Source organism: Pseudomonas sp. SA233 (assembly GCF_054792385.1).
Genome location: NZ_CP096449.1, coordinates 3,251,941 through 3,277,912, shown reverse-complemented (window position 1 = coordinate 3,277,912; position 25,972 = coordinate 3,251,941). Strand labels below are relative to the sequence as shown.

Annotated in this window: 23 protein-coding genes; 11 read left to right on the top strand and 12 right to left on the bottom strand. The window is 62.4% G+C overall.

Annotation, left to right across the window (positions count from 1 at the left end):
• Nucleotides 1-892 precede the first annotated feature (892 nt).
• Complete coding sequence (locus tag M1D87_RS15190) at nt 893-1,261, top strand: histone-like nucleoid-structuring protein, MvaT/MvaU family (protein WP_421091583.1); 369 nt, start codon at nt 893-895, stop codon at nt 1,259-1,261.
• A gap of 138 nt (nt 1,262-1,399) precedes the next feature.
• Here M1D87_RS15190 and M1D87_RS15185 read toward each other — a convergent pair whose 3' ends face one another.
• From M1D87_RS15185 to M1D87_RS15175, 3 genes are all read right to left on the bottom strand, one after another.
• On the bottom strand, nt 1,400-1,666 hold the full coding sequence (locus tag M1D87_RS15185; RefSeq protein ID WP_421091584.1) for an antitoxin Xre/MbcA/ParS toxin-binding domain-containing protein: 267 nt from the start codon (nt 1,664-1,666) through the stop codon (nt 1,400-1,402).
• 179 nt (nt 1,667-1,845) lie between these two features.
• Nucleotides 1,846-2,214 (bottom strand): Mor transcription activator family protein, encoded by a 369-nt coding sequence (locus M1D87_RS15180; protein WP_003259190.1) that lies wholly within the window; start codon nt 2,212-2,214, stop codon nt 1,846-1,848.
• Between the two features lie 251 nt (nt 2,215-2,465).
• Nucleotides 2,466-2,924 carry a hypothetical protein gene (locus M1D87_RS15175; protein ID WP_044047073.1) on the bottom strand — a complete coding sequence of 153 codons (459 nt, stop codon included), beginning with the start codon at nt 2,922-2,924 and terminating at the stop codon, nt 2,466-2,468.
• A gap of 151 nt (nt 2,925-3,075) precedes the next feature.
• Between M1D87_RS15175 and M1D87_RS15170 the strand changes: the two genes are divergently transcribed.
• Nucleotides 3,076-3,264: a hypothetical protein gene (locus M1D87_RS15170; protein ID WP_003248064.1), complete on the top strand. Its 189-nt coding sequence runs from the start codon at nt 3,076-3,078 to the stop codon at nt 3,262-3,264.
• A 36-nt stretch (nt 3,265-3,300) separates the two neighbouring features.
• Here M1D87_RS15170 and M1D87_RS15165 read toward each other — a convergent pair whose 3' ends face one another.
• On the bottom strand, nt 3,301-3,675 hold the full coding sequence (locus M1D87_RS15165; protein WP_023661040.1) for a fe2+ zn2+ uptake regulation protein: 375 nt from the start codon (nt 3,673-3,675) through the stop codon (nt 3,301-3,303).
• A 194-nt stretch (nt 3,676-3,869) separates the two neighbouring features.
• On the opposite strand from M1D87_RS15165, the gene pvdQ reads away from it, so the two are divergent.
• Nucleotides 3,870-6,185, top strand: a complete 2,316-nt coding sequence (pvdQ, locus tag M1D87_RS15160; protein WP_123085031.1) for a bifunctional acylase PvdQ — start codon at nt 3,870-3,872, stop codon at nt 6,183-6,185.
• A gap of 121 nt (nt 6,186-6,306) precedes the next feature.
• Here pvdQ and M1D87_RS15155 read toward each other — a convergent pair whose 3' ends face one another.
• Nucleotides 6,307-7,029 (bottom strand): UDP-2,3-diacylglucosamine diphosphatase, encoded by a 723-nt coding sequence (locus M1D87_RS15155; RefSeq protein WP_013972909.1) that lies wholly within the window; start codon nt 7,027-7,029, stop codon nt 6,307-6,309.
• Nucleotides 7,026-7,526 (bottom strand): peptidylprolyl isomerase, encoded by a 501-nt coding sequence (locus tag M1D87_RS15150; protein WP_003259195.1) that lies wholly within the window; start codon nt 7,524-7,526, stop codon nt 7,026-7,028. The genes M1D87_RS15155 and M1D87_RS15150 overlap by 4 nt, the downstream gene beginning before the upstream one ends.
• Before the next feature lie 247 nt (nt 7,527-7,773).
• Here M1D87_RS15150 and M1D87_RS15145 point away from each other — a divergent pair, with 247 nt between their 5' ends.
• Both M1D87_RS15145 and cysS read left to right on the top strand, forming a co-directional pair.
• The gene (locus M1D87_RS15145; protein ID WP_039614230.1) at nt 7,774-9,477 is read left to right on the top strand and encodes a glutamine--tRNA ligase/YqeY domain fusion protein; all 1,704 of its coding nucleotides are present in this window, start codon (nt 7,774-7,776) and stop codon (nt 9,475-9,477) included.
• A 9-nt stretch (nt 9,478-9,486) separates the two neighbouring features.
• On the top strand, nt 9,487-10,869 hold the full coding sequence (cysS, locus tag M1D87_RS15140; RefSeq protein ID WP_123085032.1) for a cysteine--tRNA ligase: 1,383 nt from the start codon (nt 9,487-9,489) through the stop codon (nt 10,867-10,869).
• Between the two features lie 122 nt (nt 10,870-10,991).
• Here the strand turns inward: cysS and M1D87_RS15135 are convergent, their stop codons facing one another.
• The 3 genes from M1D87_RS15135 to csiR form a co-directional block, all read right to left on the bottom strand.
• Nucleotides 10,992-12,383: a sensor histidine kinase gene (locus M1D87_RS15135; protein WP_123085033.1), complete on the bottom strand. Its 1,392-nt coding sequence runs from the start codon at nt 12,381-12,383 to the stop codon at nt 10,992-10,994.
• Nucleotides 12,361-13,041 (bottom strand): response regulator transcription factor, encoded by a 681-nt coding sequence (locus tag M1D87_RS15130; protein WP_013972905.1) that lies wholly within the window; start codon nt 13,039-13,041, stop codon nt 12,361-12,363. Before M1D87_RS15130 ends, M1D87_RS15135 begins: the two co-directional genes overlap by 23 nt.
• 200 nt (nt 13,042-13,241) lie before the next feature.
• Nucleotides 13,242-13,937 carry a DNA-binding transcriptional regulator CsiR gene (gene csiR / locus M1D87_RS15125; protein ID WP_015270630.1) on the bottom strand — a complete coding sequence of 232 codons (696 nt, stop codon included), beginning with the start codon at nt 13,935-13,937 and terminating at the stop codon, nt 13,242-13,244.
• A gap of 195 nt (nt 13,938-14,132) precedes the next feature.
• On the opposite strand from csiR, the gene glaH reads away from it, so the two are divergent.
• From glaH to proP, 6 genes are all read left to right on the top strand, one after another.
• Entirely contained in the window at nt 14,133-15,110 is a 978-nt protein-coding gene (glaH, locus tag M1D87_RS15120; RefSeq protein WP_085720687.1) for a glutarate dioxygenase GlaH, read from the top strand.
• A 114-nt stretch (nt 15,111-15,224) separates the two neighbouring features.
• A complete protein-coding gene (gene lhgO, locus M1D87_RS15115) occupies nt 15,225-16,487 on the top strand; it encodes an L-2-hydroxyglutarate oxidase (protein WP_003260140.1) in 1,263 nt (420 codons plus the stop codon).
• A 151-nt stretch (nt 16,488-16,638) separates the two neighbouring features.
• On the top strand, nt 16,639-18,030 hold the full coding sequence (gabP, locus tag M1D87_RS15110) for a GABA permease (RefSeq protein WP_123085034.1): 1,392 nt from the start codon (nt 16,639-16,641) through the stop codon (nt 18,028-18,030).
• An 87-nt stretch (nt 18,031-18,117) separates the two neighbouring features.
• On the top strand, nt 18,118-19,011 hold the full coding sequence (locus M1D87_RS15105; protein ID WP_123085035.1) for a PA4780 family RIO1-like protein kinase: 894 nt from the start codon (nt 18,118-18,120) through the stop codon (nt 19,009-19,011).
• Nucleotides 19,012-19,291: 280 nt separating this feature from the next.
• Complete coding sequence (gene hemB, locus M1D87_RS15100; RefSeq protein WP_013972900.1) at nt 19,292-20,266, top strand: porphobilinogen synthase; 975 nt, start codon at nt 19,292-19,294, stop codon at nt 20,264-20,266.
• A gap of 159 nt (nt 20,267-20,425) precedes the next feature.
• Nucleotides 20,426-21,928 carry a glycine betaine/L-proline transporter ProP gene (proP, locus tag M1D87_RS15095; RefSeq protein ID WP_038409740.1) on the top strand — a complete coding sequence of 501 codons (1,503 nt, stop codon included), beginning with the start codon at nt 20,426-20,428 and terminating at the stop codon, nt 21,926-21,928.
• Here proP and M1D87_RS15090 read toward each other — a convergent pair whose 3' ends face one another.
• The 3 genes from M1D87_RS15090 to treS all read right to left on the bottom strand — a co-directional run bounded on the left by M1D87_RS15090 (nt 21,929) and on the right by treS (nt 25,844).
• Nucleotides 21,929-22,630 carry a YoaK family protein gene (locus M1D87_RS15090; protein ID WP_013972898.1) on the bottom strand — a complete coding sequence of 234 codons (702 nt, stop codon included), beginning with the start codon at nt 22,628-22,630 and terminating at the stop codon, nt 21,929-21,931.
• A 10-nt stretch (nt 22,631-22,640) separates the two neighbouring features.
• Complete coding sequence (locus M1D87_RS15085; protein ID WP_039614236.1) at nt 22,641-23,267, bottom strand: riboflavin synthase; 627 nt, start codon at nt 23,265-23,267, stop codon at nt 22,641-22,643.
• Between the two features lie 510 nt (nt 23,268-23,777).
• Nucleotides 23,778-25,844 carry a maltose alpha-D-glucosyltransferase gene (gene treS / locus M1D87_RS15080; RefSeq protein ID WP_123085036.1) on the bottom strand — a complete coding sequence of 689 codons (2,067 nt, stop codon included), beginning with the start codon at nt 25,842-25,844 and terminating at the stop codon, nt 23,778-23,780.
• Nucleotides 25,845-25,972: the final 128 nt, after the last annotated feature.

The following is a 25,972-nucleotide window of genomic DNA, read 5'->3' as shown; positions in this document are numbered from 1 at the left end:
ATTAGCTCGGATAAGATTTAATTGTCAGAACTAAAAGCCCTCTTCGAAAGCTGATGAGTTGGTGGGGCTGAGTATAAAAGCGCAGTTCTCCATCGCTGAAGGGGTAGGGGCGGAACCGGGGCAGGTCAGTGTTCGCTCGGTGGCGCACTGCTCATTTAGTGATGCGCTCAGGTGACGGATATACCCTCGAAAAGCGTGCTTGCTGGGCCCCTCAATGGCTCTTGCGGAAATGGCAGTCCAGAGCCCTGAGTTGATATTCGTTTACAGCTTGGAACTCTGCTTCCGCAATTTGAAGGAGACGTTCGATTTCTTCGGTAGGGCAGCCAGAAGCTTGAGCTTCGTGATATCGCTTTAATGCGTCCGTTGCCTGGGTATACATAGGGTGATCAGGATAAAGAAATGGTGATTTTTGCGTCATTTAATGGAAACACCCTAGTGAATGATCGGCAGTGGCTCGCCAGCTTTGACAAGCTGACTATCAATGACAGCTTGGTAAAGCGAATCCGTCAACAGTTTAAGACGCAGCACCTCATCCGCGGGCAAACCAGAAGGGTCAGCTTCATGGGCTTTAGGAATGGACTCCAGAGCTTGCCGTATCAGCGGCTCGCCTGTCCCGATTAGTCCAATGAATGTGTGCTTCATGACCATGACGCTCAGATCAGTTGGCCAGACATGAAATGATCAGCGCGAACATAGGGCGTATGCCAAGCCATCATGTGTCGCGCTGGACTCTTGTCGTAGCTACGGTATGGGTAACCCCATGGCCGGTAGGTTGGTTGACCTAATCGCCGTAGTGGCGGAATTCATCGGGCTATAAAGAAAATTTAAGTGGAATCCTTCCAGATGTGTTAAATGTAATCCATCAATATCATTTGGTAACGAGGAAGTACTTATGTCCCGCTTGGCAGAATTTCGTCAGCTTGAACAGAAATTGGCCGCTCAGTTAGCTGAGCTGGAAGAAATGAAAAGCTCCTCTGAGCTTCAGAGAGAAATTGCATTCGAGACCAAGCTTCGTGATCTGCTCGCCGAGTATGGCTGCAGCCTGCGCGATGTGATCAACATCTTGGATCCACAAGCCAGTCGTCGTGCTGTAGCTTCATCGGTCGATGAGAGAGCCCCGCGCCGGGCACGCAAGGTTAAGCAGTACAAAAACCCGCATAACGGCGAGATCATCGAGACCAAAGGGGGCAATCACAAGCTGCTTAAGGAATGGAAAGCAGAGTACGGGGCAGATGAGGTGGAGGGCTGGCTTACCCGATGAGCTCTTCTTCACGTCAGTGATGTGCAGCCAGAAGCCGTCCTGAGGGGCGGTTTCTTAGAGGAAAGGCCGCTGACATGGATTTTGATGCCCAAAGGTAATTGATATTGGTATGGCAGCCTTATTGTTAATCTGTAGGTTTTATGTGTAAATGCAGTACTCAATTCGGCAAAGATAATTATAAACTTCAGTATAGCCCTCGCTGGTGCCCAGGATCGTGCAAGGCGCTTGGTGTCCAAGTCCCAAAGCGGGATGGGTTAGCCACCGTTCGGCAGCCTCATGGCTTCCCAATACCCCGGTAGCTTTTTGGACGATCCAGTTACACCTAGTCAAGAAGGCGTGATGAGGAGTGGTCCAGCAGTGAGCCGAAAGCTGATCGGCGATTCCGTAAATGATTTTACCATTCATGGAGACGCTCCGAGGTGCGCATGAATACCTCAATACTATGAACTCGCTGAGCGCTGAGCGCCATCCCTTTATGTACTAGGATGAGAGTTAGTAACATCGGTTAGATCCTTGGTAGTAGGGGCGGTAAGTGAGACTTCATTTTATTTTTTTGTGAAAAAATTTTTGTTCAAGTTGAAAAACTACGCCTGCCGGCGGATGTTGCCAATCTGGCGTAGGCTCAGGCCGTACTTGTCGGCGAGCAGGCTGCGCGACAGGCCGCTGGCGCTTTCCTTCTGGATCTGCAGGTTGCGCAACTGGCGCATGAAATGGTCAGCCTTGGGGATTTCCAGGGCGACACCGGCAAAGCGCTTGATCAGCGCGTCGAGCGCTTCGGCCGGCAGTACGTCGGCAAGCTTGGTGCGCTCGCGGTGCTTGGGGATGTACTTGGGCCTGCCGCCGTAGGCGCAGGTCAGCTGGTAGGCGTTGTCGATGCCGATGCAGTCGATCAGGGCCTGCAGCGAGTGGGGCAGTTGGCTGATATCGATGTGGCTCAAGTCTGGCGTTTGCATATGGCGCTCCTTCGGGACGGATGGGCTGTGCTACCCGATCACCAGCGGCGTTATGTCGAAGGTGTGACTGGATTTTCTGTGACAGCCGAGGCATGTCGCTAGGCGGCATATGGGTTGGGGGTTGTAGCTTCCGTGAACAGGTTTTGCAGGCAGCGATATCCGGCGTTGTAGGACATGGCTTCAACATCTGGCTGTAGCGGGTGATTTCCCATCACCTCACTTCTTGTGTTGCGCGATGGGTGTGATAACCATCAATCACACGGATAGCTGCTCAACAAGCTGGCGCTGCGCAGGTAGGCCTGAGGGGAGTCGCGCATGCCTTGTGGCAGCGTGCGCCAATCGACCAGCAGGCACAGGGCATGCAGCGGCTGCCCGTCACGCTGGCCGATGACCTGGTCGGCAAAGCTGCGGCGATACAGTGCCTGGGTCTGCTGTTGCGCTTGTACCCGGTCGGCCTGGGCCAGGGTTTGCCGGGCCAACTCTGGCAGTTGCGCCTGGGGGGCAGTGAAATGCACCGACGCACCTTTTGCCTGCAGGTAACCGGCCTGGCGCACGCGCTGCCACAGTTGTTGCCATTGGCTGGCGCCGGCGTGGGCAGCCAGTTCGCGGCCCAGTTCGAGCAGTTGCTCGGCCGAGGTCTGGCGGGTGTCCAGCGCATGAAGGGAAAAGGGGGTCAGCAATAGCGACGCGAACAGAAGGGGTTTGTACATGGTGCCTCCGGCATGGGTGCTTGGGAGCCCCATGCTTTCAGGCAGGCGCCGCCCCACCCAGCAGGAAATGCAGCGCCGGGGCCGGTGGCCGTTGTATCATTGCTGCGGCTCGTTGCGAGCCATTTGCCCCTGATGTTGCAAGGAACCTTCGATGACACACGTGCAGCGCCTCAAATATTCCCTTCTGATCATCCTGGTGGTACTGGGCCTGATGCTGGGCCTGTCCCACCTGCAGAAGCAGGGCACGATCAGTGAGCAGACCTTCCAGATGCTGGCCATCGCCATCGCCGTGGTGGTCGTGGTGATCAACGGCATCCTGCGGCGCAAGGTCAAACCCTGACTTTGGCGGGCCGGCCAGGTATGGCCGGCCATGCGCTCAGCGCAAAGGCGTTCGTTCCAGCACGGCGCGCGCCTGGGGGTCGAGGCTGTAGCATTTGTCGCTGCCCAGCTGGATGACGCCCTCGCTGCACAGCCGCTTGAGCACTTCGCGCACGCTGAGGAACGACAGCGGGATATCCAGCTGTTCCAGCTGCGCGTGCACGCCGCGCACGCCAATGCTGCGGCCATTGCGGTCGGCGGCGTGCAAGGCATCGATGACCTTGAGGCGGATCAGGCTGGTACGCAGGCCGAAACTGCGCAACAGCTCGCGGATCTGTTCGTTGCCGATGCGTTCGTCAGCAAAAACGTCCTGTTCCCTGGGCGCTTTGCCTGGGACGCGCCCAGCCTGGATCGAGGGTTGCGGGTTGTACATGTGAATGCTCCTTTTCGTGGACGAACCCGAAATTTGGGTGCCTCATTTACTAGGACGAATGAGAACGAAAAAACTGCAGCCCACTCGCAAAAAAAATCTGGTTCTGTTCAAGACGTTCCATTGCCTTGTAATACGTAAAATTTTCATTTGGCCATTCGTCTGATCGGGATGATCCCCGAAGCCGAGGAGTGCCTGTGTTTCCACTTTCCCGTCCCATGACTTGCGCTGGCCTGGCCGCCGCACTGGTAGCCTTCAGCGTTGGCGCAGTGCCGGTGCAGTCCGCCGCAGCCGATGCCAGTGCGCAGATTCGCCGAACCACTTACGGTGTGCCGCACATCGTGGCCAAGGACGAGCGCGGCCTGGGTTATGGCATCGGCTACGCCTACGCCCAGGACAACTTGTGCCTGCTGGCCAATGAAGTGCTGACCGTGAGTGGCGAGCGCTCACGCTACTTCGGTGCCAAGGGCAAGACCCTTGAGCAGCGTGACAATCTGGCCAGCGACGTGTTCTTCACGTGGCTCAACACTCCGGCGGCAGTCGATGCGTTCTTGCAGGCGCAGCCGGCGCCTGTACGGGCGCTGCTGGCAGGCTATGCCAGCGGGTTCAACCGGGCGCTGGCCGAGCGCCGCAGCCAGGGGTTGCCCGCCGAATGTGGCACCGGCGAGTGGCTGCGGCCGATAAGCAGCGAGGACCTGGTCAGGCTGACCCGTCGGCTGCTCGCCGAAGGCGGTGTCGGGCAGTTCGTCGAAGCGCTGGCCGGGGCGCAACCGCCAACGCAGGCCAGCCAGCCGGCGCCGGCAGGGTTTGCCGCGGCGCTGGCCAGGCAACAGCGTTTTGCCACGGAGCGCGGTAGCAATGCGGTGGCTGTCGGGGCCCGGCGTTCGGCCAATGGCCGTGGTCTGTTGCTGGCCAACCCGCACTTCCCGTGGATGGGCGGCATGCGTTTCTATCAGATGCAACTGACCATTCCCGGCCAGCTCGATGTGATGGGGGCGGCATTGCCGGGCCTGCCGGTGGTCAACATCGGCTTCAACCAGCATCTGGCCTGGACGCACACCGTCGATACGTCGAATCACTTCACCCTGTACCGCCTGCAACTCGACCCCAAGGACCCGACCCGCTACCTGCTCGATGGCAAGTCGCTGCCGCTGGCCCGGCAAACCGTCAGTGTTGCGGTAAAGGCCGAGGATGGCAGCCTGAGCCAGGTGCAGCGCCAGGTCTACAGCTCGCAATTCGGCCCGGTGGTGCAATGGCCGGGGCGCCTGGACTGGGATGCACATGCTGCCTACAGCCTGCGCGACGCCAACCTTGAGAACACCCGGGTGTTGCAGCAGTGGTACCAGATCAACCATGCCGACAGCCTGGTGGCGTTGAAAGGCTCGATCGAACAGCTGCAGGGCATCCCCTGGGTCAACACACTGTCGGTGGACCAGGCTGGCAAGGCCCTGTACCTGAACCAGTCAGTGGTGCCTTATGTGGATCAGCAACTGCTGAGCACGTGCAGCAACCCGCAGGCACAAGGGCGCCTGGTAGTACTGGATGGCTCCCGCAGCGCGTGCCAGTGGAAGGTCGATGCGCAGGCCGCACAGCCGGGGATTTTCCCTGCGCGGCTTCTGCCGAGCCTGGAACGCGAAGATTTCGTGCAGAACTCCAACGACCCGGCCTGGATGGCCAACCCGGCGCAGCCGCTGACCGGTTATTCGCCGCTGGTCAGCCGCAGTGACCAGCCGCTGGGCATGCGTGGCCGCTTTGCCCTGCAACGCCTGCAGGGTACGGCCCGCCTGGGCGCTGACGACCTGCAGCGCATGGTGACCGATGACGAGGTCTACCTGGCCAGCCTGCTACTGCCTGACCTGCTGCAGTGGTGCAAGGGCGCCGACGCGGATGTGCGGGCCGTATGCAGCAGCCTGGCGGCCTGGAATGGCAGGGCTGACCTGGACAGTGGCATTGGGCTGATACATTTCCAGAACCTGTACGATGCCCTGGCCGAGCACCCGCAAAGCTGGCGGGTGGCCTTTGACCCTGCTGATCCGCAGCACACCCCGCGCGGGTTGGCAGTCGAGCAGGCGGCCGTGCGCAAGCTGTTGCATCAGGCCGCATTGGCGTCGCTCGAGCAGGTGCGTGACAGCGGTATGGCAGGGGAGGTGCGTTGGGGGCAGGTGCAACAGGCGAGCGATGGCACGCCGGTGCCGGGTGGCCCGCAGGCGTTGGGCGTGTACAACGCGATCTACAGTGTGCCGCATGGGCAGGGTAAGCGGTTGGTGGTCAGTGGTACCAGCTACCTGCAACTGGTCAGTTTTACCGACCAGGGGCCAGAGGCCCGTGGGTTGCTGGCGTTTTCCCAGTCCAGTGAAGCGGCTTCGGTGCATGCCAGTGACCAGGCCAAGGCGTTTGCAGCCGGGCAACTGGCGGTGATTCCGTTTACCGAGGCGCAGATCAAGGCTGACCCGGAGTACCGGGAAGTGGTGATCAGTGAGGGGGACAAGGGGGCGGTGGTCAGCAGGCCTTGAGGCGTTAGCCTGTGCCTGCCTCTTCGCGGGTAAACCCGCTCCCACAGGTACTGCACCAGGGCTGCAAGCGGCACGATACCTGTGGGAGCGGGTTTACCCGCGAAGAAGGCGCCTTGGTCGGTCAGGAAAACTCGAACGGCGCCAGCTGAAAGCCTTGCTCGTCAACCTGCAAGGCCCAGCCACGGCGGTCCCAGTCGCCCAGCACGATACGCCGTGCCGGTTGCCCATCGACCACCAGCTTGTGTATCGCCGGCCGATGGGTATGCCCATGCACCAAGGTACGTACACCATGCGCTGCCATTACCTTCGGCACTTCCTCTGGCGTGACATCGACGATCTCGGTGGACTTCATCCGCGTTTGCGAGCGGCTTTCGCTGCGTAGCTTGCGTGCCAGCTTGTAGCGGGCCGACAGCGGCAGGTGCCGCAACACCCACAGGCTCAGCGGGTTGCGCAGCAAACGGCGCATTTTCATGTAGGCCAGGTCGCGGGTGCACAAGGTATCGCCATGCATCAGCAGCACCTGCTCGCCACCCAGCTCGATCACGCTGGGGTCGTGCAGCAACGTGCAGCCCGCAGCGTCGCAGAAGGCTTGGCCGATCAGGAAATCACGGTTGCCATGCATCAGGTAGATGGCCGTGCCGCTGTCGCTCAGCCGACGCATGGCCTGGCAGACCGACTGCTGGAAGGGCGTCATGGCATCGTCGCCGATCCAGGCTTCGAAAAAGTCGCCAAGGATGTACAACGCCTTGGCGTGGCGGGCACGGCCATCGAGCAGATCAAGAAACGCCCGGGTAATGTCCGGGCGTTCTTCTTGCAAGTGCAGATCGGAGATCAGCAGGATCACTCAACGATCTCGGCTTTCTCGATGATCACGTCGTCCTTCGGCACGTCCTGGTGGCCAGCCTTGGAACCGGTGGCGACCTTTTCGATGGCGTCGACGATTTCACGGCCTTCGATCACTTCGCCGAATACCGCGTAGCCCCAGCCCTGAACGTTCTTGCCGCTGTGGTTGAGGAAGTCGTTGTCGGACGAGTTGATGAAGAACTGCGCCGAGGCGGAGTGCGGCTCCATGGTACGGGCCATGGCGATGCTGTACTTCTTGTTCTTCAGGCCGTTGTCGGCTTCGTTCTGGATGCTGGCGCGGGTCTTCTTCTGGCTCATGCCAGGCTCGAAGCCGCCGCCCTGGATCATGAAACCCTTGATCACGCGGTGGAACACGGTGCCATTGTAGTGGCCGTCCTTGACGTACTGAACGAAGTTTTCGGTAGTCAGCGGCGCTTTCTCGGCGTCCAGTTGCAGGACGATGTCGCCGTGGTTGGTGCTCAGTTTGACTTTGGACATGCTGAAACTCGCTCTTTCAAGGCAATCGGAATTAGGGTGCGCAGGGCGCGGGTCATCACCTGACGCAGGATCAGGCGATCGCGACACATGGCGCGCACTGGCCATTTTGCCAGGCTGCGGCAAAAAGCCGTGATAAATCACGCCAGTTTGTCCGGGCCCGACTGTCAGCAGCTTGACTGCTTCGGCTATGATAGGCCCTTTGATTCAATCGGCCTACCCAGGCCGGACACGTGCATTCAAGGATCCTATGAGCAAGCCCACTGCCGACAACGCGCCCAACGCCGCTGCCAAAGGCGCCCCCGCTGTCCCTGCGAATTTCCTGCGGCCGATCATCCAGGCCGACCTGGACTCGGGCAAGCACAGCAGCATCGTCACCCGTTTCCCGCCGGAGCCCAATGGCTACCTGCACATCGGTCACGCCAAGTCGATCTGCGTCAACTTCGGCCTGGCCAAGGAATTCGGGGGCGTCTGCCACCTGCGTTTCGACGATACCAACCCGGCCAAGGAAGACCAGGAGTACATCGACGCCATCCAGAGTGATGTCAAGTGGCTGGGCTTCGACTGGGCCGGCGATGTGCGCTACGCCTCCGACTACTTCGACCAGTTGCACGACTGGGCGGTCGAGCTGATCAAGCGTGGCAAGGCCTACGTCTGCGACCTTACCCCCGAGCAGGCCAAGGAATACCGTGGCAACCTCAAGGAGCCGGGCAAGAACAGCCCGTTCCGCGAGCGCAGCGTTGACGAGAACCTCGACCTGTTCGCGCGCATGAAGGCCGGCGAGTTCAAGGATGGCGAGCGCGTGCTGCGGGCCAAGATCGACATGGCCTCGCCGAACATGAACCTGCGCGACCCGATCCTGTACCGTATCCGCCATGCCCACCACCACCAGACCGGTGACAAGTGGTGCATCTACCCGAACTACGACTTCACCCACGGCCAGTCGGACGCCATCGAGGGCATCACCCATTCGATCTGCACCCTGGAGTTCGAAGGCCATCGTCCGCTGTACGACTGGTTCCTCGACAACCTGCCGGTGCCGGCGCACCCGCGCCAGTACGAGTTCAGCCGCCTGAACCTGAACTACACCATCACGTCCAAGCGCAAGCTCAAGCAGCTGGTCGACGAAAAGCACGTCGAAGGCTGGGACGACCCACGCATGTCGACCCTGTCCGGCTTCCGTCGCCGTGGCTACACCCCGGCTTCGATCCGCAACTTCTGCGAAATGATCGGCACCAACCGTTCCGACGGCGTGGTCGACATGTCGATGCTCGAGTTCAGCATCCGTGACGACCTGGACCGCACCGCACCGCGCGCCATGTGCGTGCTGCGCCCGCTGAAAGTGGTCATCACCAACTATCCGGAAGGCCAGGTCGAGCAGCTCGAACTGCCGCGCCACCCCAAGGAAGACATGGGCGTGCGCGTGCTGCCGTTCGCCCGCGAGCTGTACATCGACCGTGACGACTTCATGGAAGAGCCGCCGAAGGGCTACAAGCGCCTGGAACCGGCCGGTGAAGTGCGCCTGCGCGGCAGCTACGTGATTCGCGCCGACGAGGCGATCAAGGATGCCGACGGCAACATCGTCGAGCTGCGCTGCTCGTACGACCCGGACACCCTGGGCAAGAACCCGGAAGGCCGCAAGGTCAAGGGCGTGATCCACTGGGTGCCGGCCGAGGGCAGCGTCGAGTGCGAAGTGCGCCTGTACGACCGCCTGTTCCGCTCGCCGAACCCGGAAAAGACCGAGGAGGGCGGCAGCTTCCTGGACAACATCAACCCAGGCTCGCTGCAGGTGCTCAGCGGCTGCCGCGCCGAGCCGTCGCTGGCCCAGGCGCAGCCCGAGGACCGTTTCCAGTTCGAACGCGAAGGCTACTTCTGCGCCGACCTGAAGGACAGCCAGCCGGGCCGCCCGGTGTTCAACCGCACTGTCACCCTGCGTGACTCCTGGGGCAGCTGAGGAACCGCCGTGCTTACCATCTACAACACGCTGAGCAAAACGAAGGAAACCTTCAAGCCGCTGGATGGCAACAAGGTGCGCATGTACGTGTGCGGCATGACCGTGTACGACTACTGCCACCTGGGCCATGGCCGCAGCATGGTGGCCTTCGACCTGGTCACCCGCTGGCTGCGCAAGAGCGGCTACGAGCTGACCTACGTGCGCAACATCACCGACATCGATGACAAGATCATCAACCGGGCCAACGAGAACGGCGAAAGCTTCGATGCCCTGACCGCCCGCATGATCGACGCGATGCACGAAGACGAGCGCCGCCTGAACATCCTGCCGCCGGACCAGGAGCCGCGTGCCACCGACCATATCGCCGGCATGCACGCGATGATCCAGACCCTGATCGACAAGGGTTATGCCTATGCCCCGGGCAATGGTGACGTGTACTACCGCGTCGGCAAGTTCGTCGGCTACGGCAAGCTGTCGCGCAAGAAGATCGAAGACCTGCGCATCGGTGCCCGTATCGAGGTCGACGAAGCCAAGCAGGACCCGCTGGACTTCGTGCTGTGGAAGGGCGTCAAGCCGGGGGAGCCGAGCTGGGAGTCGCCATGGGGCCCGGGGCGTCCGGGCTGGCACATCGAGTGCTCGGTGATGTCCACCTGCTGCCTGGGTGAAAGCTTCGACATCCACGGCGGCGGCAGCGACCTGGAGTTCCCGCACCACGAGAACGAGATCGCCCAGAGCGAGGCGGCCACCGGCAAGCAGTACGCAAACGCCTGGATGCACTGCGGCATGATTCGTATCAATGGCGAGAAGATGTCCAAGTCGTTGAACAACTTCTTCACCATTCGCGACGTGCTCGAGAAGTATCACCCGGAAGTGGTGCGCTACCTGCTGGTGGCCAGCCACTACCGCAGCGCGATCAACTACTCGGAAGACAGCCTGCGCGATGCCAAGGGCGCGCTGGAGCGCTTCTACCACGCCTTGCGCGGCTTGCCACGGGTGGCGGCCAAGGGTGGCGAAGAGTTTGTCGAGCGCTTCAGCGTGGCCATGAACGACGACTTCGGCACCCCCGAAGCCTGCGCCGTGCTGTTCGACCTGGTACGCGAGATCAACCGCCTGCGCGAAAGCGACGTGGAGGCTGCTGCCGGCCTGGCCGGTCGCCTGCGCGAGCTGGGTGACGTGCTGGGTGTGCTGCAGCTGGAAGCCGATGACTTCCTGCGTGCAGGGGCCGAAGGCAAGGTTGATGCGGCCGAAGTTGAAAGCTTGATCCAGGCTCGCCTGCAGGCGCGCGCGGACAAGAACTGGGCCGAGTCCGACCGCATTCGCGACCAGCTGACCGCCATGGGTGTGGTGCTGGAAGACAGCAAGGGTGGGACTACCTGGCGTCTGGCCGACTGATCGGTGCAGTTGGGGCTGCTTTGCAGCCCATTCGCAGCACAAGGCTGCTCCTACAAAGGGAACGCGTATCCTTGTAGGAGCAGCCTTGTGCTGCGAATGGGCCGCATGGCGGCCCCCGGCCTTTACTTGACCAGGCCCGCAAGCGGGCAGTGCAACACCAACCTGGCCCCACCCAGCTCGCTTTCCCCCACCTCCAGCCCGAACCCATGCAGATCGACGATCGCCGCAACGATCGACAACCCCAGCCCGAACCCCGCATGGCGGTGGCCTTCATCGCTACGGTAGAAGCGCTTCAGCACTGCCGCCCGTTCCTCTTCCGGAATACCCGGCCCGCTGTCCTCGATGGCCAGGTGCAGGCCGTTGTCGTCCTGCGTCGCCGTTATCCGCACCAGCCCACCCTCGGGCGTGAACTTGATGCCGTTGCCCACCAGGTTGGCCAGTGCTTCGAACAGCAGTTCGCGGTCACCATGCAATGCCGGCAGTTCGGTTGGCTGCTGCAGTTCCAGGCGGATGCCGCCATCTTCTGCCAACGGCAAGTAGAAGTCGTGCAGCTCGACCAGCAACTCGCGCGGGTCAAGCTGGACGAAACCGGCCCGCCGCTGGCGGTCTTCCAGTTCGCTGATGCGCAACAACCCGCGAAAACGCGCCATCAGGGTGTCGGTTTCGCTGATGGCCTGGTCCAGTGCCTCGGCCTGGGTGGAGTCAGCGTCACTTTGCTGGCGAATGCGGTACAGCTGGGCGCGCAGGCGCGTGAGCGGGGTGCGCAGGTCGTGGGCGATGTTGTCACACACGCCCTTGACCTCGTGCATCAGCCGCTCGATGCGGTCGAGCATGGCGTTGACGATGGCTGCCAGCATGTCCAGCTCGTCGCGCCGGGCCGACAGCGGCAGGCGGTGGGTAAGGTCACCGGCGACGATCAGTTCGGCCTGGGCCTGGATCGCGCGGATGCGCTTGAGCGGGCGGCGCCTCAGCAGGTACCAACCGGCAAAGCCCGGGATCAGGGTCAGCGAGATCCCCCAAAGCAGGGCATGCAGGATGATCCGGGTGACCACGAACAGCGAGCCGTTGTCGCGCACCAGCACCAGCCAGCGGCCATCTTGCACCTTGATCGCCACCGCGTCGCAGCTGTCACGCGGCATGTGCGGGTCGTCGGCGTCCAGGCAGCGCTTGAGTTCGTGAACCTTGCCGTCCAGCCCCAGCTCTGGCGGGATGGCGCGAATGCGCCCGCCGATCGGGTTGAGCTGGTTGTCGAACAGGCCGTAGGCGTCGAAGCTGCGCTCCTCGAAGGCCTGGCTGGCGACCAGGGCGTCGTCCAGCTGTTTGCCGCTCATGTGCGCGAACAGGTGCTGGCGCTGCAGCATCGAATGGCGGGTGAGTTTGTTCAGGTAGCTGGACACCTCGAAGTACAGCACCCCCATGAGGATGCTGCTCCAGGCCACGAACAGAAAGCTGTACAGCGCCAGCAGGCGGCTGGTCGAGGAGCTCCAGCCCTTAGACGGGTTCAGCAATGGCATAGCCGGAGCCCCGTACCGTACGGATCAGCGGCGACTGGCCGGGCGAGTCGATTTTCTTGCGCAGGCGACCGATGTGTACGTCGATCAGGTTGGTGCCCGGGTCGAAGTGGTAGCCCCAGACTTCCTCGAAAATCATCATCCGCGTGATCACCTGGCCGCTATGGCGCATCAGGTACTCCAGCAGCTTGTATTCGGTGGGCAGCAGGTTGAGGGTCTGTTCGCCACGGCGGGCTTCGTGGCTGATCAGGTCCAGTTGCAGGTCGGCGACCTGCAGACGGGTCTGGGTCATGGGCACGCTGTTGCGGCGCAGCAGCACTTCGACCCGCGCGGCCATCTCGTCGGAGGCGAACGGTTTGGTCAGGTAGTCGTCACCCCCGGCACGCAGGCCGCGCACCCGCTCGTCGACGTCGGAGAGGGCGCTGATCATCAGGATCGGCGTGGCAATCTTGAGGTTGCGCAGCGTGGTGACGATGGTCAGGCCATCGACCTCGGGCAGCATGCGGTCCAGGGTGATCAGGTCGTAGCCGCCGGCAATGGCCTTGGCCAGGCCTTCACGGCCATTGTCGGCCCAATCCACCTCAAGGCCGTGGCTGGTAAGTTCGGCGACGATTTCCTGGCCGGTGACGGCGTCGTCTTCGATGGTCAGTACGCGAGGCATGCTGGTTCCCGGGCATCTAATGGAGACTTGATTGTGCCAAAGAATAGCCAAACGGCGATTTAAGAAAAATTCATCTGGCGTGTTTTGCCTGCACTGGCCTCTTCGCGGGTAAACCCGCTCCCACAGGTGCAGCGTCACCCCAAAGGGCGGTGACATCCCTGTGGGAGCGGGTTTACCCGCGAAGCAGGCGCCGCGGTCTTTCAACGTGCGCCAATACCCTCGGCATGCATGATCTGCGCAATGATCGGTACCGGAGTCATCAGGTGCGAGCGCATCATGGCGCTGGCGCGCTTGGCGTCCCGGGCCAGAATCACTTCCACCAGGGCCGCATGCTCCTGGCGCTTGAGCTCCAGGGCCTGTTCGGAAAACACCGTCTGGGTCAGCCACAGGTGCCGGTAACGCTCGGCCTGGTCGAACAGGTAAGTGCGCGCCTGCAGCAGGTGCTTGGAGCCGCAGCCCGAGGCAATGGCCGTGTGGAATGCCTTGTGCCGTTCGTCCCACACATCCAGGCGCTGCTCGCGGGTCTTCACTTCCACCACCTTGGCCAGGGTATGCGAGTGGGCCAGTACCGACGCCTCCCAGGCGTCGTCGCCACGCTCGATGGCCAGGGTGATGATCATCGCCTCCAGGTTGGCGCGGGCATCGTAGATGTCGTTCATCTCGTCCAGCGACATGGGCGCCACACGGTAGCCCTTCTGGCTGATCGCGTTGACCAGGTGCTCGGCCACCAACTGCGACAGTGCTTCGCGCAGCGGGCCCACGCCCAGGTCGTAGCGCTCCTTCAGGGTGCTCATCAGCAGCTTTTCGCCGGGTTTGAACACGCCGCGGATGATGTCCTTCTTGAGCCTCTCATACCCGCTGAATGCTGAGTTTTGTCGGGGGGCGAGCGCTTCCAAAGTCCTGTTCCTCAAACGGTTTTGACGATCATACCGAAAGCGTTCGCCGGCGAAAAACAATGGACAAAAATGCATTCTGTCTTTGAAAAATAAAAATGTAGACATTTTGCGTTTATGGCGATAATTTTAGCTCGCCCGCACTGATCCAGGTCATGACCGGACGGCGCTACTCATTTTTTCTGCCAGGACACTGCCATGAACGCTTTTACGCAGATCGACGAACTTGTGATGCCACTGCCGCTCGAGCCGCGTGGTTACACCATCGCCCCTTCGAAACAGTCGCCGCGCCTGCTTGAGCTCACCTTTGCCCGCGAAACGGTCGAAGCGTTCGTCCAGGCTGTTGCCCAGTGGCCGGTGCAGGCGCTGGAGTACAAGTCGTTCCTGCGCTTCCGGGTTGGCGAGATCCTCGACGACCTGTGCCAGGGCACCCTGCGGCCGGTGCTGCTCAATACCATCCTCAACCGCGCCAGCGGCGGCATGCTGATCACCCCGGTCGGCCTGGATGACGTGAGCCAGGCCGAGGACATGGTCAAGTTCACCACCGCCTGCGCACACCTGATCGGCCGCTCCAACTACGACGCCATGAGCGGCCAGTTCTATGCCCGCTTCGTGGTGGTCAACACCGACAACTCCGACAGCTACCTGCGCCAGCCGCACCGGGTCATGGAGCTGCACAACGACGGCACCTTCGTCAACCAGATCACCGACTACGTGCTGATGCTGAAGATTGACGAAAAGAACATGGAAGGCGGCAACTCGCTGCTGCTGCACCTGGACGACTGGGAGCAGTGCGACGAATTCTTCCGCCACCCGCTGGCCCGTCGCCAAATGCGCTGGACCGCACCGCCGAGCAAGAAGGTGTCCGAAGATGTGTTCCACTCGGTATTCGACACCGATGCCGAAGGCCGCCCGACCATGCGCTACATCGACCAGTTCGTGCAGCCGGAAAACTACGAGGAGGGCATCTGGCTGAACGCCTTGTCCGAATCGCTGGAAGGCAGCGAGAAGAAGCTTTCGGTACCGGTCGGCGTGGGTAGCTTCCTGCTGATCAACAACCTGTTCTGGCTGCATGGCCGCGACCGCTTCACGCCGCACGAAGGCCTGCGCCGCGAGCTGATGCGCCAGCGCGGTTACGTGGCCTTCCCCAAACCGCTGTACCAGCGCGGGCAATAATGACAGGGCGCGGGGCGGGCGCCCGCCCACGCGTCTTTGCACAAAACGATGCCACCAGGGCCCGCGCGGGCCTTGGTGAGCCAGTCAGGCAATGCCTGCGTGTGAGGTAAGGCTGTGTACGATTTCATCATCATTGGCGGTGGCATTGTGGGCATGTCCACGGCCATGCACCTGATCAAGGTCTACCCGGATGCGAAGATTCTCCTGCTGGAGAAAGAGTCCGGCCCGGCCCGCCACCAGACCGGCCACAACAGCGGCGTGATCCACGCCGGCGTGTATTACACCCCCGGCAGCCTCAAGGCGCGCTTCTGCCTGGAAGGCAACAAGGCCACCAAGGCTTTCTGCACCCAGCACGGTATCCGCTTCGATGAATGCGGCAAGCTGCTGGTGGCTACCAACGACCTGGAAATGCAGCGCATGAAGGCGCTGTGGGAGCGCACCGCGGCCAATGGCCTGGAGCGCTACTGGCTGTCGGCGGCCGAACTGCGCGAGCGCGAGCCCAATATCGTTGGCATGGGCGGCATCTTCGTGCCCTCCAGCGGTATCGTCAATTACGCCGAAGTGACTGCGGCCATGGGCGCCGAGTTCCAGCGCGCCGGCGGTGAGATCCGCTATGGCGCCGAGGTGGTCGGCCTGCAGGAGCTGGCCAGCGAAGTGGTCGTGCGCACGCGTGGCGACCATCATGACGATGAGTTGCGCAGCCGTTTCCTGGTGACCTGCTCGGGCCTGATGGCCGACCGCGTGGTGAGCATGCTGGGCCTGCGGACCGAGTTCGTCATCTGCCCGTTCCGTGGCGAGTACTACCTGCTGCCCAAGCAGCACAACCAGATCGTCAACCACCTGATCTACCCGATTCCCGACCCGTCCATGCCGTTCCTGGGTGTGCACCTGACTCGCATGATCGACGGCACCGTGACCGTTGGCCCCAACGCCGTGCTGGCAATGAAGCGCGAGGGTTACCGCAAGCGCGATGTCAGCCCGGCCGACCTGTTCCAGACCCTGACCACCCCCGGCATCCTCAAGGTGCTGGCGAAGAACTTCCGCCCAGGCCTGATCGAGATGAAGAACTCGCTGTTCAAGGGTGGCTACCTCAAGCAGGTCCAGAAATACTGCCCGAGCATCACCAAGGCCGACCTCACGCCTTATCCGGCCGGTGTGCGTGCCCAGGCCGTATCGCGTGACGGCAAGCTGATCGACGACTTCCTGTTCGTCAACACCGCTCGCAGCGTCAACGTGTGCAACGCACCGTCGCCGGCCGCCACCTCCGCCATCCCGATCGGCGCATACATCGTCGACAAGGTATGCGAGCAGGTCGGTCGCCAGGGCGGCAGTTTCCCCAAGGCCGACCTGGCGCCTCGTCAGCGGGCTGCCGGCTGACCTACCCGTAATACGCCCTGCGGTTTCGTTTTCCTCAACCCGTACTGCCCTACTCACCATCTAGGGCAGGGCGGGCTTTTTCGCGCCTGCGTCGGTGACGTGCAAGCCGGCGGCCCCAGCGTGGGCATGACAAAAACAACAAGGTAGCGCCATGCAAACCCACAAGAACAATTTGAGTCATGGATTGAAATCCCGGCATGTCACCATGCTGTCCATTGCCGGCGTGATCGGTGCCGGCCTGTTCGTCGGCTCCGGCCGTGCGATTGCCGAGGCAGGGCCCGCCACCATCCTGGCCTATATCCTGGCCGGCGCGCTGGTGGTGCTGGTGATGCGCATGCTGGCCGAAATGGCCGTTGCTTCACCGGACACCGGTTCGTTCTCGACCTATGCCGACCTCGCCATCGGCAAATGGGCCGGCTACACCATCGGCTGGCTGTATTGGTGGTTCTGGGTACTGATCATCCCCATCGAGGCCAATATCGCCGCCACCATCATCAATTCCTGGGTCCCGCAGCTGGAGATCTGGGTCTTGTCGTTGGTGATTACCCTGTTGCTGACCGCCACCAACCTGTTCAGCGTGAAGAACTACGGTGAGTTCGAGTTCTGGCTGGCGTTGGTCAAGGTGGTGGCCATTGTCGGCTTCATTGCGCTGGGGGTATGCGCCATCTTCGGCCTGCTGCCAGGCTCCGGTGTCAGCGGCGTGTCCCGCCTGTGGGACAGTGGCGGCTTCATGCCCAACGGTTTTGGTGCGGTGCTGAGCGCCATGCTGATTACCATGTTCTCGTTCCTCGGCGCCGAAGTGGTGACCATTGCCGCAGCCGAATCGGATGAAGCGGGCAAGCATATTTCCAAGGCCACCAACTCGGTGATCTGGCGGATCACGCTGTTCTATATCCTGTCGATCTTCATCGTCATCGCGCTGGTGCCGTGGACTGACCCGCGCCTGGCCACCGAAGGGTCCTATGTCACGGTGCTGGACACCCTGGGCGTGCCGAATGCCAAGGCCATCATCGACTTCGTGGTGCTGACGTCGGTGACCAGTTGCCTCAACTCGTCGCTGTATACCGCTTCGCGCATGGTCTACTCGCTGAGCCGCCGCGGTGATGCGCCGGCCTGTGCCCAGGTGACCAGCCGCAGCGGCACCCCCGTGGTGGCCGTGCTGCTGTCCACAGGCGCAGCTTTCCTGGCGGTGATTGCCAATTACCTGGTCCCGGCCAAGGTGTTCGGCTTCCTCATGGCAAGCTCCGGCGCCATTGCCCTGCTGGTGTATCTGGTGATCGCCGTTTCCCAGCTGCGCCTGCGTCAGCGCCTGACTGCACAGGGCAAGACGTTGGGCTACCGCATGTGGCTGTTCCCATGGCTGACCTGGGGCGTGATCCTGTTCATCAGCGGCGTGCTGGTACTGATGCTGTTCCGCCCGGATCACCGTCTGGAAGTGGTATCGACCATGGTGCTGGCGGTACTAGTGGTGTGTTCGGGCCTTCTGGTCACACGGCGCCGGGCGCGCGAGGTGGTGGTTGGCAGCGTAGGGCAGGGCGCTTGAGTCGCCCGGCCTGAAGACAGACGAGCAAGTCGCATCAGGCTGTGAGAGGATGTCCGCCATCACAGCCAGGACCCCGAACGCAGCCTGATGAAGACACCCAAAAGAATCGAACCCCTGATCGAAGACGGCCTGGTCGACGAAGTACTGCGGCCGTTGATGAGTGGCAAGGAAGCCGCCGTGTATGTGGTGCGCTGTGGCAGCCAGGTGCGCTGCGCCAAGGTTTATAAAGAAGCCAACAAGCGCAGTTTCCGCCAGGCTGCCGAGTACCAGGAGGGCCGCAAGGTTCGCAACAGCCGTCAGGCCCGGGCCATGGCCAAGGGCAGCAAGTACGGCCGCAAGGAAGCCGAAGACGCCTGGCAGAACGCCGAAGTGGCCGCGCTGTTCCGTCTGGCCGGCGCTGGCGTGAGGGTTCCCAGGCCCTACGATTTCCAGGACGGCGTGCTGTTGATGGAGCTGGTGACCGATGCCGACGGTGACGCGGCCCCGCGCCTGAACGACGTACACCTCGAAGCCGAGGAAGCCCGGGCGTACCATGCCTTCGTCATTCGCCAGATCGTGCTGATGCTGTGTGCCGGGCTGGTGCATGGCGACCTGTCGGAGTTCAACGTGCTGCTTGGCCCGGACGGGCCGGTGATCATCGACTTGCCGCAGGCGGTGGATGCAGCGGCCAACAACCATGCCTTCAGCATGCTGCAGCGCGATGTGGCCAACATGGCCCATTATTTCGGGCGCTTTGCGCCGGAGCTGAAAAGTACCCGGTATGCGCAGGAAATGTGGGCCTTGTACGAGGCGGGCGAACTGCGCCCGGACAGCCCACTGACGGGGTTGTTCGAGGATGACGAGCAGGCGGCTGACGTGGCCGGGGTGATGCGCGAGATCGATGCCGCCCGGCTGGATGATGCGCGCCGGCGCGCCGCGCGGGCCGAGGCTGAGGCAGGGGTGGCCAGGGCAGAGGAGCCTGCGCCGCCCTGGCTGCAGTAAAATGTTGCCTTGAGGGCTGTACAGTTCTCTGTAGGAGCAGCCTTGTGCTGCGAAGAGGCCTGCAAGGCAACACATCACCTTCGGCTGTAATGGCCCCTTCGCAGCACAAGGCTGCTCCTACAGGACCTGCGCATGCCTTGAAGGCAAGGCCAGGGCTTGCCAGCGATAGGGCCATTGCAGGCTTGTTGCTGTTGACGCAAGACAATATCTCGTCATCCGGCCTTTTCACTGGCGCGCGACAGGCATAAGGTATACGCCGTTCAAATTCCCTGGAGCTGTCATGTCCAACCAATTCCCGTCCGTTCGTCCACGCCGCCTGCGCCAGAACGAGTCCCTGCGCACGATCTTCCAGGAAACCGAGTTCCGCCTTGAAGACCTGATCCTGCCGATCTTCGTCGAAGAGGGTATCGATGACTTCGTGCCGATCACCAGCATGCCGGGGGTCAACCGCATTCCCGAGAAGCTGCTGGCCCAGGAAATCGAGCGCTATGCCCGCGCTGGTATCAAGTCGGTGATGACCTTTGGCGTTTCGCACAACCTGGACGCCGTCGGCAGCGACACCTGGAACGAAAACGGCCTGGTCGCGCGCATGTCACGCATCTGCAAGGACACCGTGCCGGAAATGGTGGTGATGTCCGACACCTGCTTCTGCGAATACACCAGCCACGGCCACTGCGGCGTACTGCACGACCACGGTGTGGACAACGACGCCACCCTGGCCAACCTGGGCAAGCAGGCGGTCATCGCCGCTGCTGCAGGTGCCGATTTCATTGCCCCGTCAGCGGCGATGGACGGCCAGGTCCAGGCCATCCGCAGCGCGCTGGATGGTGCCGGCTTCCACGACACCGCGATCATGGCCTATTCCACCAAGTTCGCCTCGTCGCTGTATGGCCCGTTCCGTGAAGCCGGTGGTACCGCGCTGAAGGGCGACCGCAAGAGCTACCAGATGAACCCGATGAACCGCCGCGAAGCCGTGCGCGAGTCGCTGCTCGACGAGCAGGAAGGCGCCGATGTACTGATGGTCAAGCCGGCCGGTGCCTACCTCGACGTGATCGCCGATATCCGTGCAGCCTCGCGCCTGCCGCTGGCGGCGTACCAGGTGAGCGGCGAGTACGCGATGATCAAGTTCGGTGGCCTGGCTGGCGCCATCGATGAAGGCCGGGTGGTGCGTGAAAGCATTGGCGCGATCAAGCGTGCCGGTGCCGACCTGATCCTCACCTACTTCGCCATGGACCTGGCCCGCGAAGGCATCTGACCGCGAGCCGTTGCCCATGCAAGCCGCTGCCATCGCAGCGGCTTTTCTTTGCCTGCGCCGCAACCGGTGAGGAAAAACACAAAAAAACCGTAAGCGCTGAATTATTTAGTGTCCCGTCGTATCTCATCCCTTAGAGCATTCATCGACAGGGATACGGACATGAAACCTCGCAAGAAAAGCATCCAGCCAATCGGCCTGAAGGACATCACCATCGTCGACGACGGCAAGATGCGCAAGGCAATCACCGCGGCGGCACTGGGCAATGCCATGGAGTGGTTCGACTTCGGCGTCTACGGCTTCGTCGCCTACGCCCTGGGCAAGGTTTTCTTCCCCAATGCCGACCCAAGCGTGCAGATGATCGCGGCGTTGGCCACGTTCTCGGTGCCGTTTCTGATCAGGCCTCTGGGCGGGCTGTTCTTCGGTGCCTTGGGCGACCGGTTCGGGCGGCAGAAAATCCTCGCTGCGACCATCGTGATCATGTCGCTCAGCACCTTTGCCATCGGCCTGATACCGTCCTATGCCAGCATCGGTATCTGGGCGCCGATCCTGTTGCTGCTGGCCAAGATGGCCCAGGGCTTCTCGGTGGGGGGCGAGTACACCGGCGCGTCGATCTTCGTCGCCGAATATGCCCCGGACCGAAAACGGGGGTTTCTCGGCAGTTGGCTGGACTTCGGCTCGATTGCCGGGTTCGTGCTGGGTGCCGGTGTGGTGGTGTTGATCTCTACGGTGCTGGGTGAGGAAAAGTTCCTCGAATGGGGTTGGCGCCTGCCGTTCTTCCTCGCCTTGCCGCTGGGCATCATCGGCCTGTACCTGCGCCATGCTCTGGAGGAAACGCCGGCTTTCCAGCAGCATGTCGACAAGCTGGAGCAGGGCGACCGCGAAGGCCTGGCGTCCGGGCCCAAGGTTTCCTTCAAGGAGGTCGCCACCCAACACTGGCGCAGCCTGGTGACCTGTATCGGTGTAGTGATCGCCACCAACGTCACCTACTACATGCTGCTCACGTACATGCCCAGTTACCTGTCGCACAACCTGCACTACAGCGAAGACCATGGCGTGCTGATCATCATCGCGATCATGGTCGGCATGCTGTTCGTGCAACCAATGATCGGGCTGCTCAGCGACAAGTTCGGCCGCCGACCGTTCATCATCGTCGGCAGCGTCGGCCTGTTTGCGCTGGCCATTCCGGCATTCATGCTCATCAACAGCGGCGTACTGGGGGTGATCTTTGCCGGGCTGCTGATCATTGCCGTGCTGCTGAACTTCTTCATCGGCGTGATGGCCTCGACGCTACCGGCAATGTTCCCCACGCACATCCGCTACAGCGCCCTCGCCAGCGCCTTCAACATCTCGGTGCTGATCGCCGGCCTCACCCCGACCATCGCCGCCTGGCTGGTGGAAAGTACTGGCAACCTGTACATGCCGGCCTATTACCTGATGGTGATCGCCGCCGTGGGGCTGGTCACCGGCCTGACCATGAAGGAAACCGCCAACAAGCCGCTGCGCGGCGCGGCACCGGCAGCATCGGATATCGAGGAAGCGCGTGAGCTGCTGCAGGAGCACCACGACAACATCGAGCAAAGGATAGAGGACATCGATGCGCAGATTGCCGAACTGGAGGCCAAGCGCAAGTTGCTGGTGCAGCAGCACCCGCGCATCGAGTGATCAGTGTGGCATGTAGCCACGCTGCCACGTCCGTGGAATGAACCGCGACACCAGGGCCAGCACGCAGGCCAGCGAGCAGCTGCCGGCTAGCGCCTGCAGGCCCAGGTGGTGCTGCAGCCAGGCACCCAGCGCGGCGCCCAGCAGCATGCCGGCCCAAGGCACCAGTTGCACCCGCCAGCCATTGCGCCGCTCGCCCAGCAGCCAGCGCCCCAGCCCACGACCGAAGCGTGACAGGGCGCCGGTGACGTAGGTCAGGCCGATGGGCAGGCCGTTCACCTGTTCGACCACGGCGTTGATCATGCCCATGGCCAGTGTGGCGGCGAGCAGCGCGGGCAAGGTCGCTGCCAAGGGCCATGCGGCTGCAAAGCCCAGCAGGGCGGCGACCACCAGCAGCACCGGCCAGGCTCGACGGCGGAACGCGCGCGCCAGCAGCACGCCCAGGGCGTTGCCGATGACGAAGCTCAGCACTGCAGCACTCAGGCGCAGCACCAGGGCCAGGTCCGCATCGCTGATGGCGACGGCCAGGCGTGTGGTGTTGCCACTCATGAACGACACGAAGTCGCCCAGCGCCAGCAGGCCGATGGCATCGGTCATGCCGGCCAGTACGGACAGGCCGGCGACCAGGCCGAGGCCGACACGACCACGCAGAATCTGCAGGCGCAGCCGCTTGGCTGTGCGCGCGGGGAGGGTGTTGGGCAGCATCCTCGGGAACTCAGCGAGGCATTTCGCGGGCCAGGGTGCTCTTGATGGTGCGCTCCACTACATCGACCAGCACCATTGTCTGGTGGTCCACTTCGATATTGAGCAGCTCGCCGGCCTTGTAGCTGGGGAAGGTGGTCTGGCGCAGGGTTTCCGGGATCAGATTGATGGTGATCACATTGTCCTCGACATCGGCTACGGTCAGGCTGCAGCCGTTGACCCCGATAAAACCGCGCGGGAATACGTACTTGCCCCATTCCGGTGGCATGCGGAACTTGATGTAGGCGCCGGTTTCCTTGATCGACAGCTCGACGATTTCGGCGGTGGTGGCGATGTGGCCGGCCATCAGGTGGCCGCCGACTTCGGCGTTCATCTTCGCCGAGCGTTCGATGTTGACGCCCTGGCCGGCCTTGAAGTTGCGCAGGTTGGTGCGTTCGAGGGTGGCGGTCATGGCGTCGAACCTGACCTGGGTGCCGTTGATCTCGGTGACCGACAGACAGGTGCCTTCGACACTGACGCTGGCGCCGATCTTCAGCTCGTCGAGCAGTTCGGGGGTGAGGTCGATGGTGAACTGGTTGTGGCCCGGGTAGGTGGTCACATCAAGCAGAGGGCGGACGGCCTGGACGATGCCGGTGTACATGGAGTTGCTCCTGGGCACGGAAAAGAAAACCTCCGAACGCTATGCCCGTGGAGCGGTAAAAGCAAGCCAGCCATTGGTCTGGACACTGGAAACCCACAGGCACGGCGCACTTTGTCAGCTGGAGGTGACCCTGTGGGAGCGGGTTCACCCGCGAAGCAGGCGACGCGGTGGATGGCACCGGCTGCGCCGGTGTTCGCGGGTGAACCCGCTCCCACAGGTATGGTGCATTCCTTCAGGTGGTGGGGCCCCTGTGGGAGCGGGCATGCCCGCGAAGCAGGCGACGCGGTGGATGGCACCGGCTGCGCCGGTGTTCGCGGGTAAACCCGCTCCTACAGGTATGGCGCATTCCTTCAGGTGGTGGGGCCCCTGTGGGAGCGGGCATGCCCGCGAAGCAGGCGATGCGGTGGATGGCACCGGCTGCGCCGGTGTTCGCGGGCGCGCCCGCTTCCACAGGTATCGCGTGGCTGCCGTTCAGAGCTTCACCGGCGAAGGCAATGGAGCAAATACAATTCAGACATGGCCGCTGCTGTTGACGATCCGCAGGCACAGCGCCTCATACGGGTCCAGGTTCACCATCAGCCGCCCATCCTCGGTCAAATCCCCTTCGACCGTTTCATTGATCATGTCCACCACCGGCCCCGGCGTGAACCCGGTCAGTTGCAGCTCCTCGGCAATCACTTCCTGGCCGAAGTTCAGCGCACTGATCTGGATGCCACGCCCGGCCGGCAGCTCATGCACCATCACCAGCAAGCCGGGGCTGCTGACTTCGGGCACCAGCACCTGGCGGCTGGTGGCAATGCCATAGGCCTGGCGCACCGCCAGCAGCTTCTTCACCTTGCAGGCAAACGAATCGCCATTCTCCAGCTGGCTGTCCAGGCTGCCATACAGCGCCCGGGCTCGGGGCATGCCACGCACAGACGTCTGGGCCTGTGGCTCCAGCCCGGCCAGGTCGTAGCCGCCGCGGTGAATCCAGCGGGTATCGCCATCCAGCATCCGCTGGGCGACCGCTTCGGCGGGCAAGGGCAGGGCGCCTACCATGTCCCAGCCGGACAGCGCCACCACACCCGGCTGCATGGCGTTGTACATGACCAGCAGCAGGTGCACCTTCTGGATCAGCTCGATTTCTGCCACCCCGATCTGCCCAAGGTCGCGGATACCCAGCGCGGCAGCGATCAGGCTGGCCGTGGTACAGGCTATGCCATTGGTGACGAAGCGCAGGTTGTATGGCGCATGCTCGCCCGACAGCCGTTCGTAGATCTCTTCGCGGATGTGCTCGCGCAGGATGCCGCCAGGCAAGGTCTGGCCTTTGTACAGGTACATGTCGTGGGCATGCAGGGTCCAGAAATGCACCAGCTCCACGGTCAGCTCGTCGTGGTTCTGCAAGGCATGGATCAGCGAGGCCGGGTCGATGCCGAAAGCATGCATCTCTTTGAGCATCAGGCGCAGGAACTCGGTGTCGCCAGTCAGCAGCGCATGCTGGTAGGCCGGCCGGGTAATGAAATCGTAGGACAGGTCGGCACCACCCCTGGACATCTGCGCGATGTCGTCGAGGGTCAGGTTCAGCTCCTGGAAGCTGAAACCGCCGGCCTTGCGGATCATGCCGCCGATCAGCTGGTTGCCGACGATCGACAGCGGGTGGCTTTCCGACCAGGCAGTGCCGCTGGCGCGGGTCTCCACACCGAGAAAACCGTTGGCATCCAGGCGCAGGCCACGTGCACCCAGGCAGTCCAGGGCGTGCAGGGCATCGCCAATGATCATCTGCTGGGCGGCGAAGGTCGGGTCCAGCCAGTTCAGCGATGGCTGGCCTTCCTTGAAGTAGTGCAGGTACACCCAGCGCCGTGTCTTGCCATCCACACCGGTCACCGGCGGCGTGGCGCTCCAGTCGGTTTCCTTCACACCTGGTTCGAAGAAGATAACCCGTTGCAGCTGGCCAACGATGTAATGGCGGGCCTTGAGCTCGTCGCACTGGGCCGGCAGCAGGTTGACCGCGTCGCGCCCGGCAGGCACTTCGGGCAGCAGCGGCCAGTCTTCCTCGCGGATTTCGACCATGTGGTACAGCCCCGGATAGGGACCGTAGGCCAGCTCGGCCAGGCGAAAGTCGGCGCCCTTGCCCGTGTGCGAGGGGATCAGGTCGTCGATGGTCACGGCGTTGTGCGCGGCGGCCATGCGGCTCATCTGGATCAGCTCCTGCTCGCTGCCGTACAGCGGGTCGATGTCGAAACTGATGCGGTCGAAGTTGCCGTCCACGCTGGGGGTGAGTTCACGGCCACGAATGCCGCCGGACAACTTGATCGGGCCGGTGTGCAGTCCCTGAATGCCGATCTCCGACAAACGCTTCCACAGCGCCTCGTGGCCCAAGGCGCCAAGCACCGAACAACCTTCGGGGGCGATGATGGCATCGGGGTAGACGGTCAGCCAGACCGAAGCGATTTCAGTGGCGCGGCGGGGCTGCGCTTCGGCGTAGGGCTGTTGCCACAGGCGCGACTGGCCCGAGTACAGGTGGGTGCGTTGCTGGGAGGCCTTGAGCATGGCGCGGTCTTCGAGCCATTTGACGTATGACGGGTCGGGTTGGGTCATTTCGCGTCCTCTTTGCGTGTCGGCAGCGGCTCAGGTTATGACGGCTGTGGCGGCTGATCGTTCGGCTTGAGATTGCTTTTGGCAGTTTCGCGGGCGCGCCCGCTCCCTCCGGATCTCTACACACTTCG

Bases quoted from the DNA above. Each gene is read 5' to 3' on its own strand.
- M1D87_RS15190 (WP_421091583.1), top strand. From the start codon at position 893: ATGTCCCGCTTGGCAGAATTTCGTCAGCTTGAACAGAAATTGGCCGCT.
- M1D87_RS15185 (WP_421091584.1), bottom strand. From the start codon at position 1,666: ATGAATGGTAAAATCATTTACGGAATCGCCGATCAGCTTTCGGCTCAC.
- M1D87_RS15180 (WP_003259190.1), bottom strand. From the start codon at position 2,214: ATGCAAACGCCAGACTTGAGCCACATCGATATCAGCCAACTGCCCCAC.
- M1D87_RS15175 (WP_044047073.1), bottom strand. From the start codon at position 2,924: ATGTACAAACCCCTTCTGTTCGCGTCGCTATTGCTGACCCCCTTTTCC.
- M1D87_RS15170 (WP_003248064.1), top strand. From the start codon at position 3,076: ATGACACACGTGCAGCGCCTCAAATATTCCCTTCTGATCATCCTGGTG.
- M1D87_RS15165 (WP_023661040.1), bottom strand. From the start codon at position 3,675: ATGTACAACCCGCAACCCTCGATCCAGGCTGGGCGCGTCCCAGGCAAA.
- M1D87_RS15150 (WP_003259195.1), bottom strand. From the start codon at position 7,526: ATGTCCAAAGTCAAACTGAGCACCAACCACGGCGACATCGTCCTGCAA.
- M1D87_RS15145 (WP_039614230.1), top strand. From the start codon at position 7,774: ATGAGCAAGCCCACTGCCGACAACGCGCCCAACGCCGCTGCCAAAGGC.
- M1D87_RS15135 (WP_123085033.1), bottom strand. From the start codon at position 12,383: ATGCCATTGCTGAACCCGTCTAAGGGCTGGAGCTCCTCGACCAGCCGC.
- M1D87_RS15130 (WP_013972905.1), bottom strand. From the start codon at position 13,041: ATGCCTCGCGTACTGACCATCGAAGACGACGCCGTCACCGGCCAGGAA.
- glaH (WP_085720687.1), top strand. From the start codon at position 14,133: ATGAACGCTTTTACGCAGATCGACGAACTTGTGATGCCACTGCCGCTC.
- gabP (WP_123085034.1), top strand. From the start codon at position 16,639: ATGCAAACCCACAAGAACAATTTGAGTCATGGATTGAAATCCCGGCAT.
- M1D87_RS15105 (WP_123085035.1), top strand. From the start codon at position 18,118: ATGAAGACACCCAAAAGAATCGAACCCCTGATCGAAGACGGCCTGGTC.
- hemB (WP_013972900.1), top strand. From the start codon at position 19,292: ATGTCCAACCAATTCCCGTCCGTTCGTCCACGCCGCCTGCGCCAGAAC.
- proP (WP_038409740.1), top strand. From the start codon at position 20,426: ATGAAACCTCGCAAGAAAAGCATCCAGCCAATCGGCCTGAAGGACATC.
- M1D87_RS15090 (WP_013972898.1), bottom strand. From the start codon at position 22,630: ATGCTGCCCAACACCCTCCCCGCGCGCACAGCCAAGCGGCTGCGCCTG.
- M1D87_RS15085 (WP_039614236.1), bottom strand. From the start codon at position 23,267: ATGTACACCGGCATCGTCCAGGCCGTCCGCCCTCTGCTTGATGTGACC.
- treS (WP_123085036.1), bottom strand. From the start codon at position 25,844: ATGACCCAACCCGACCCGTCATACGTCAAATGGCTCGAAGACCGCGCC.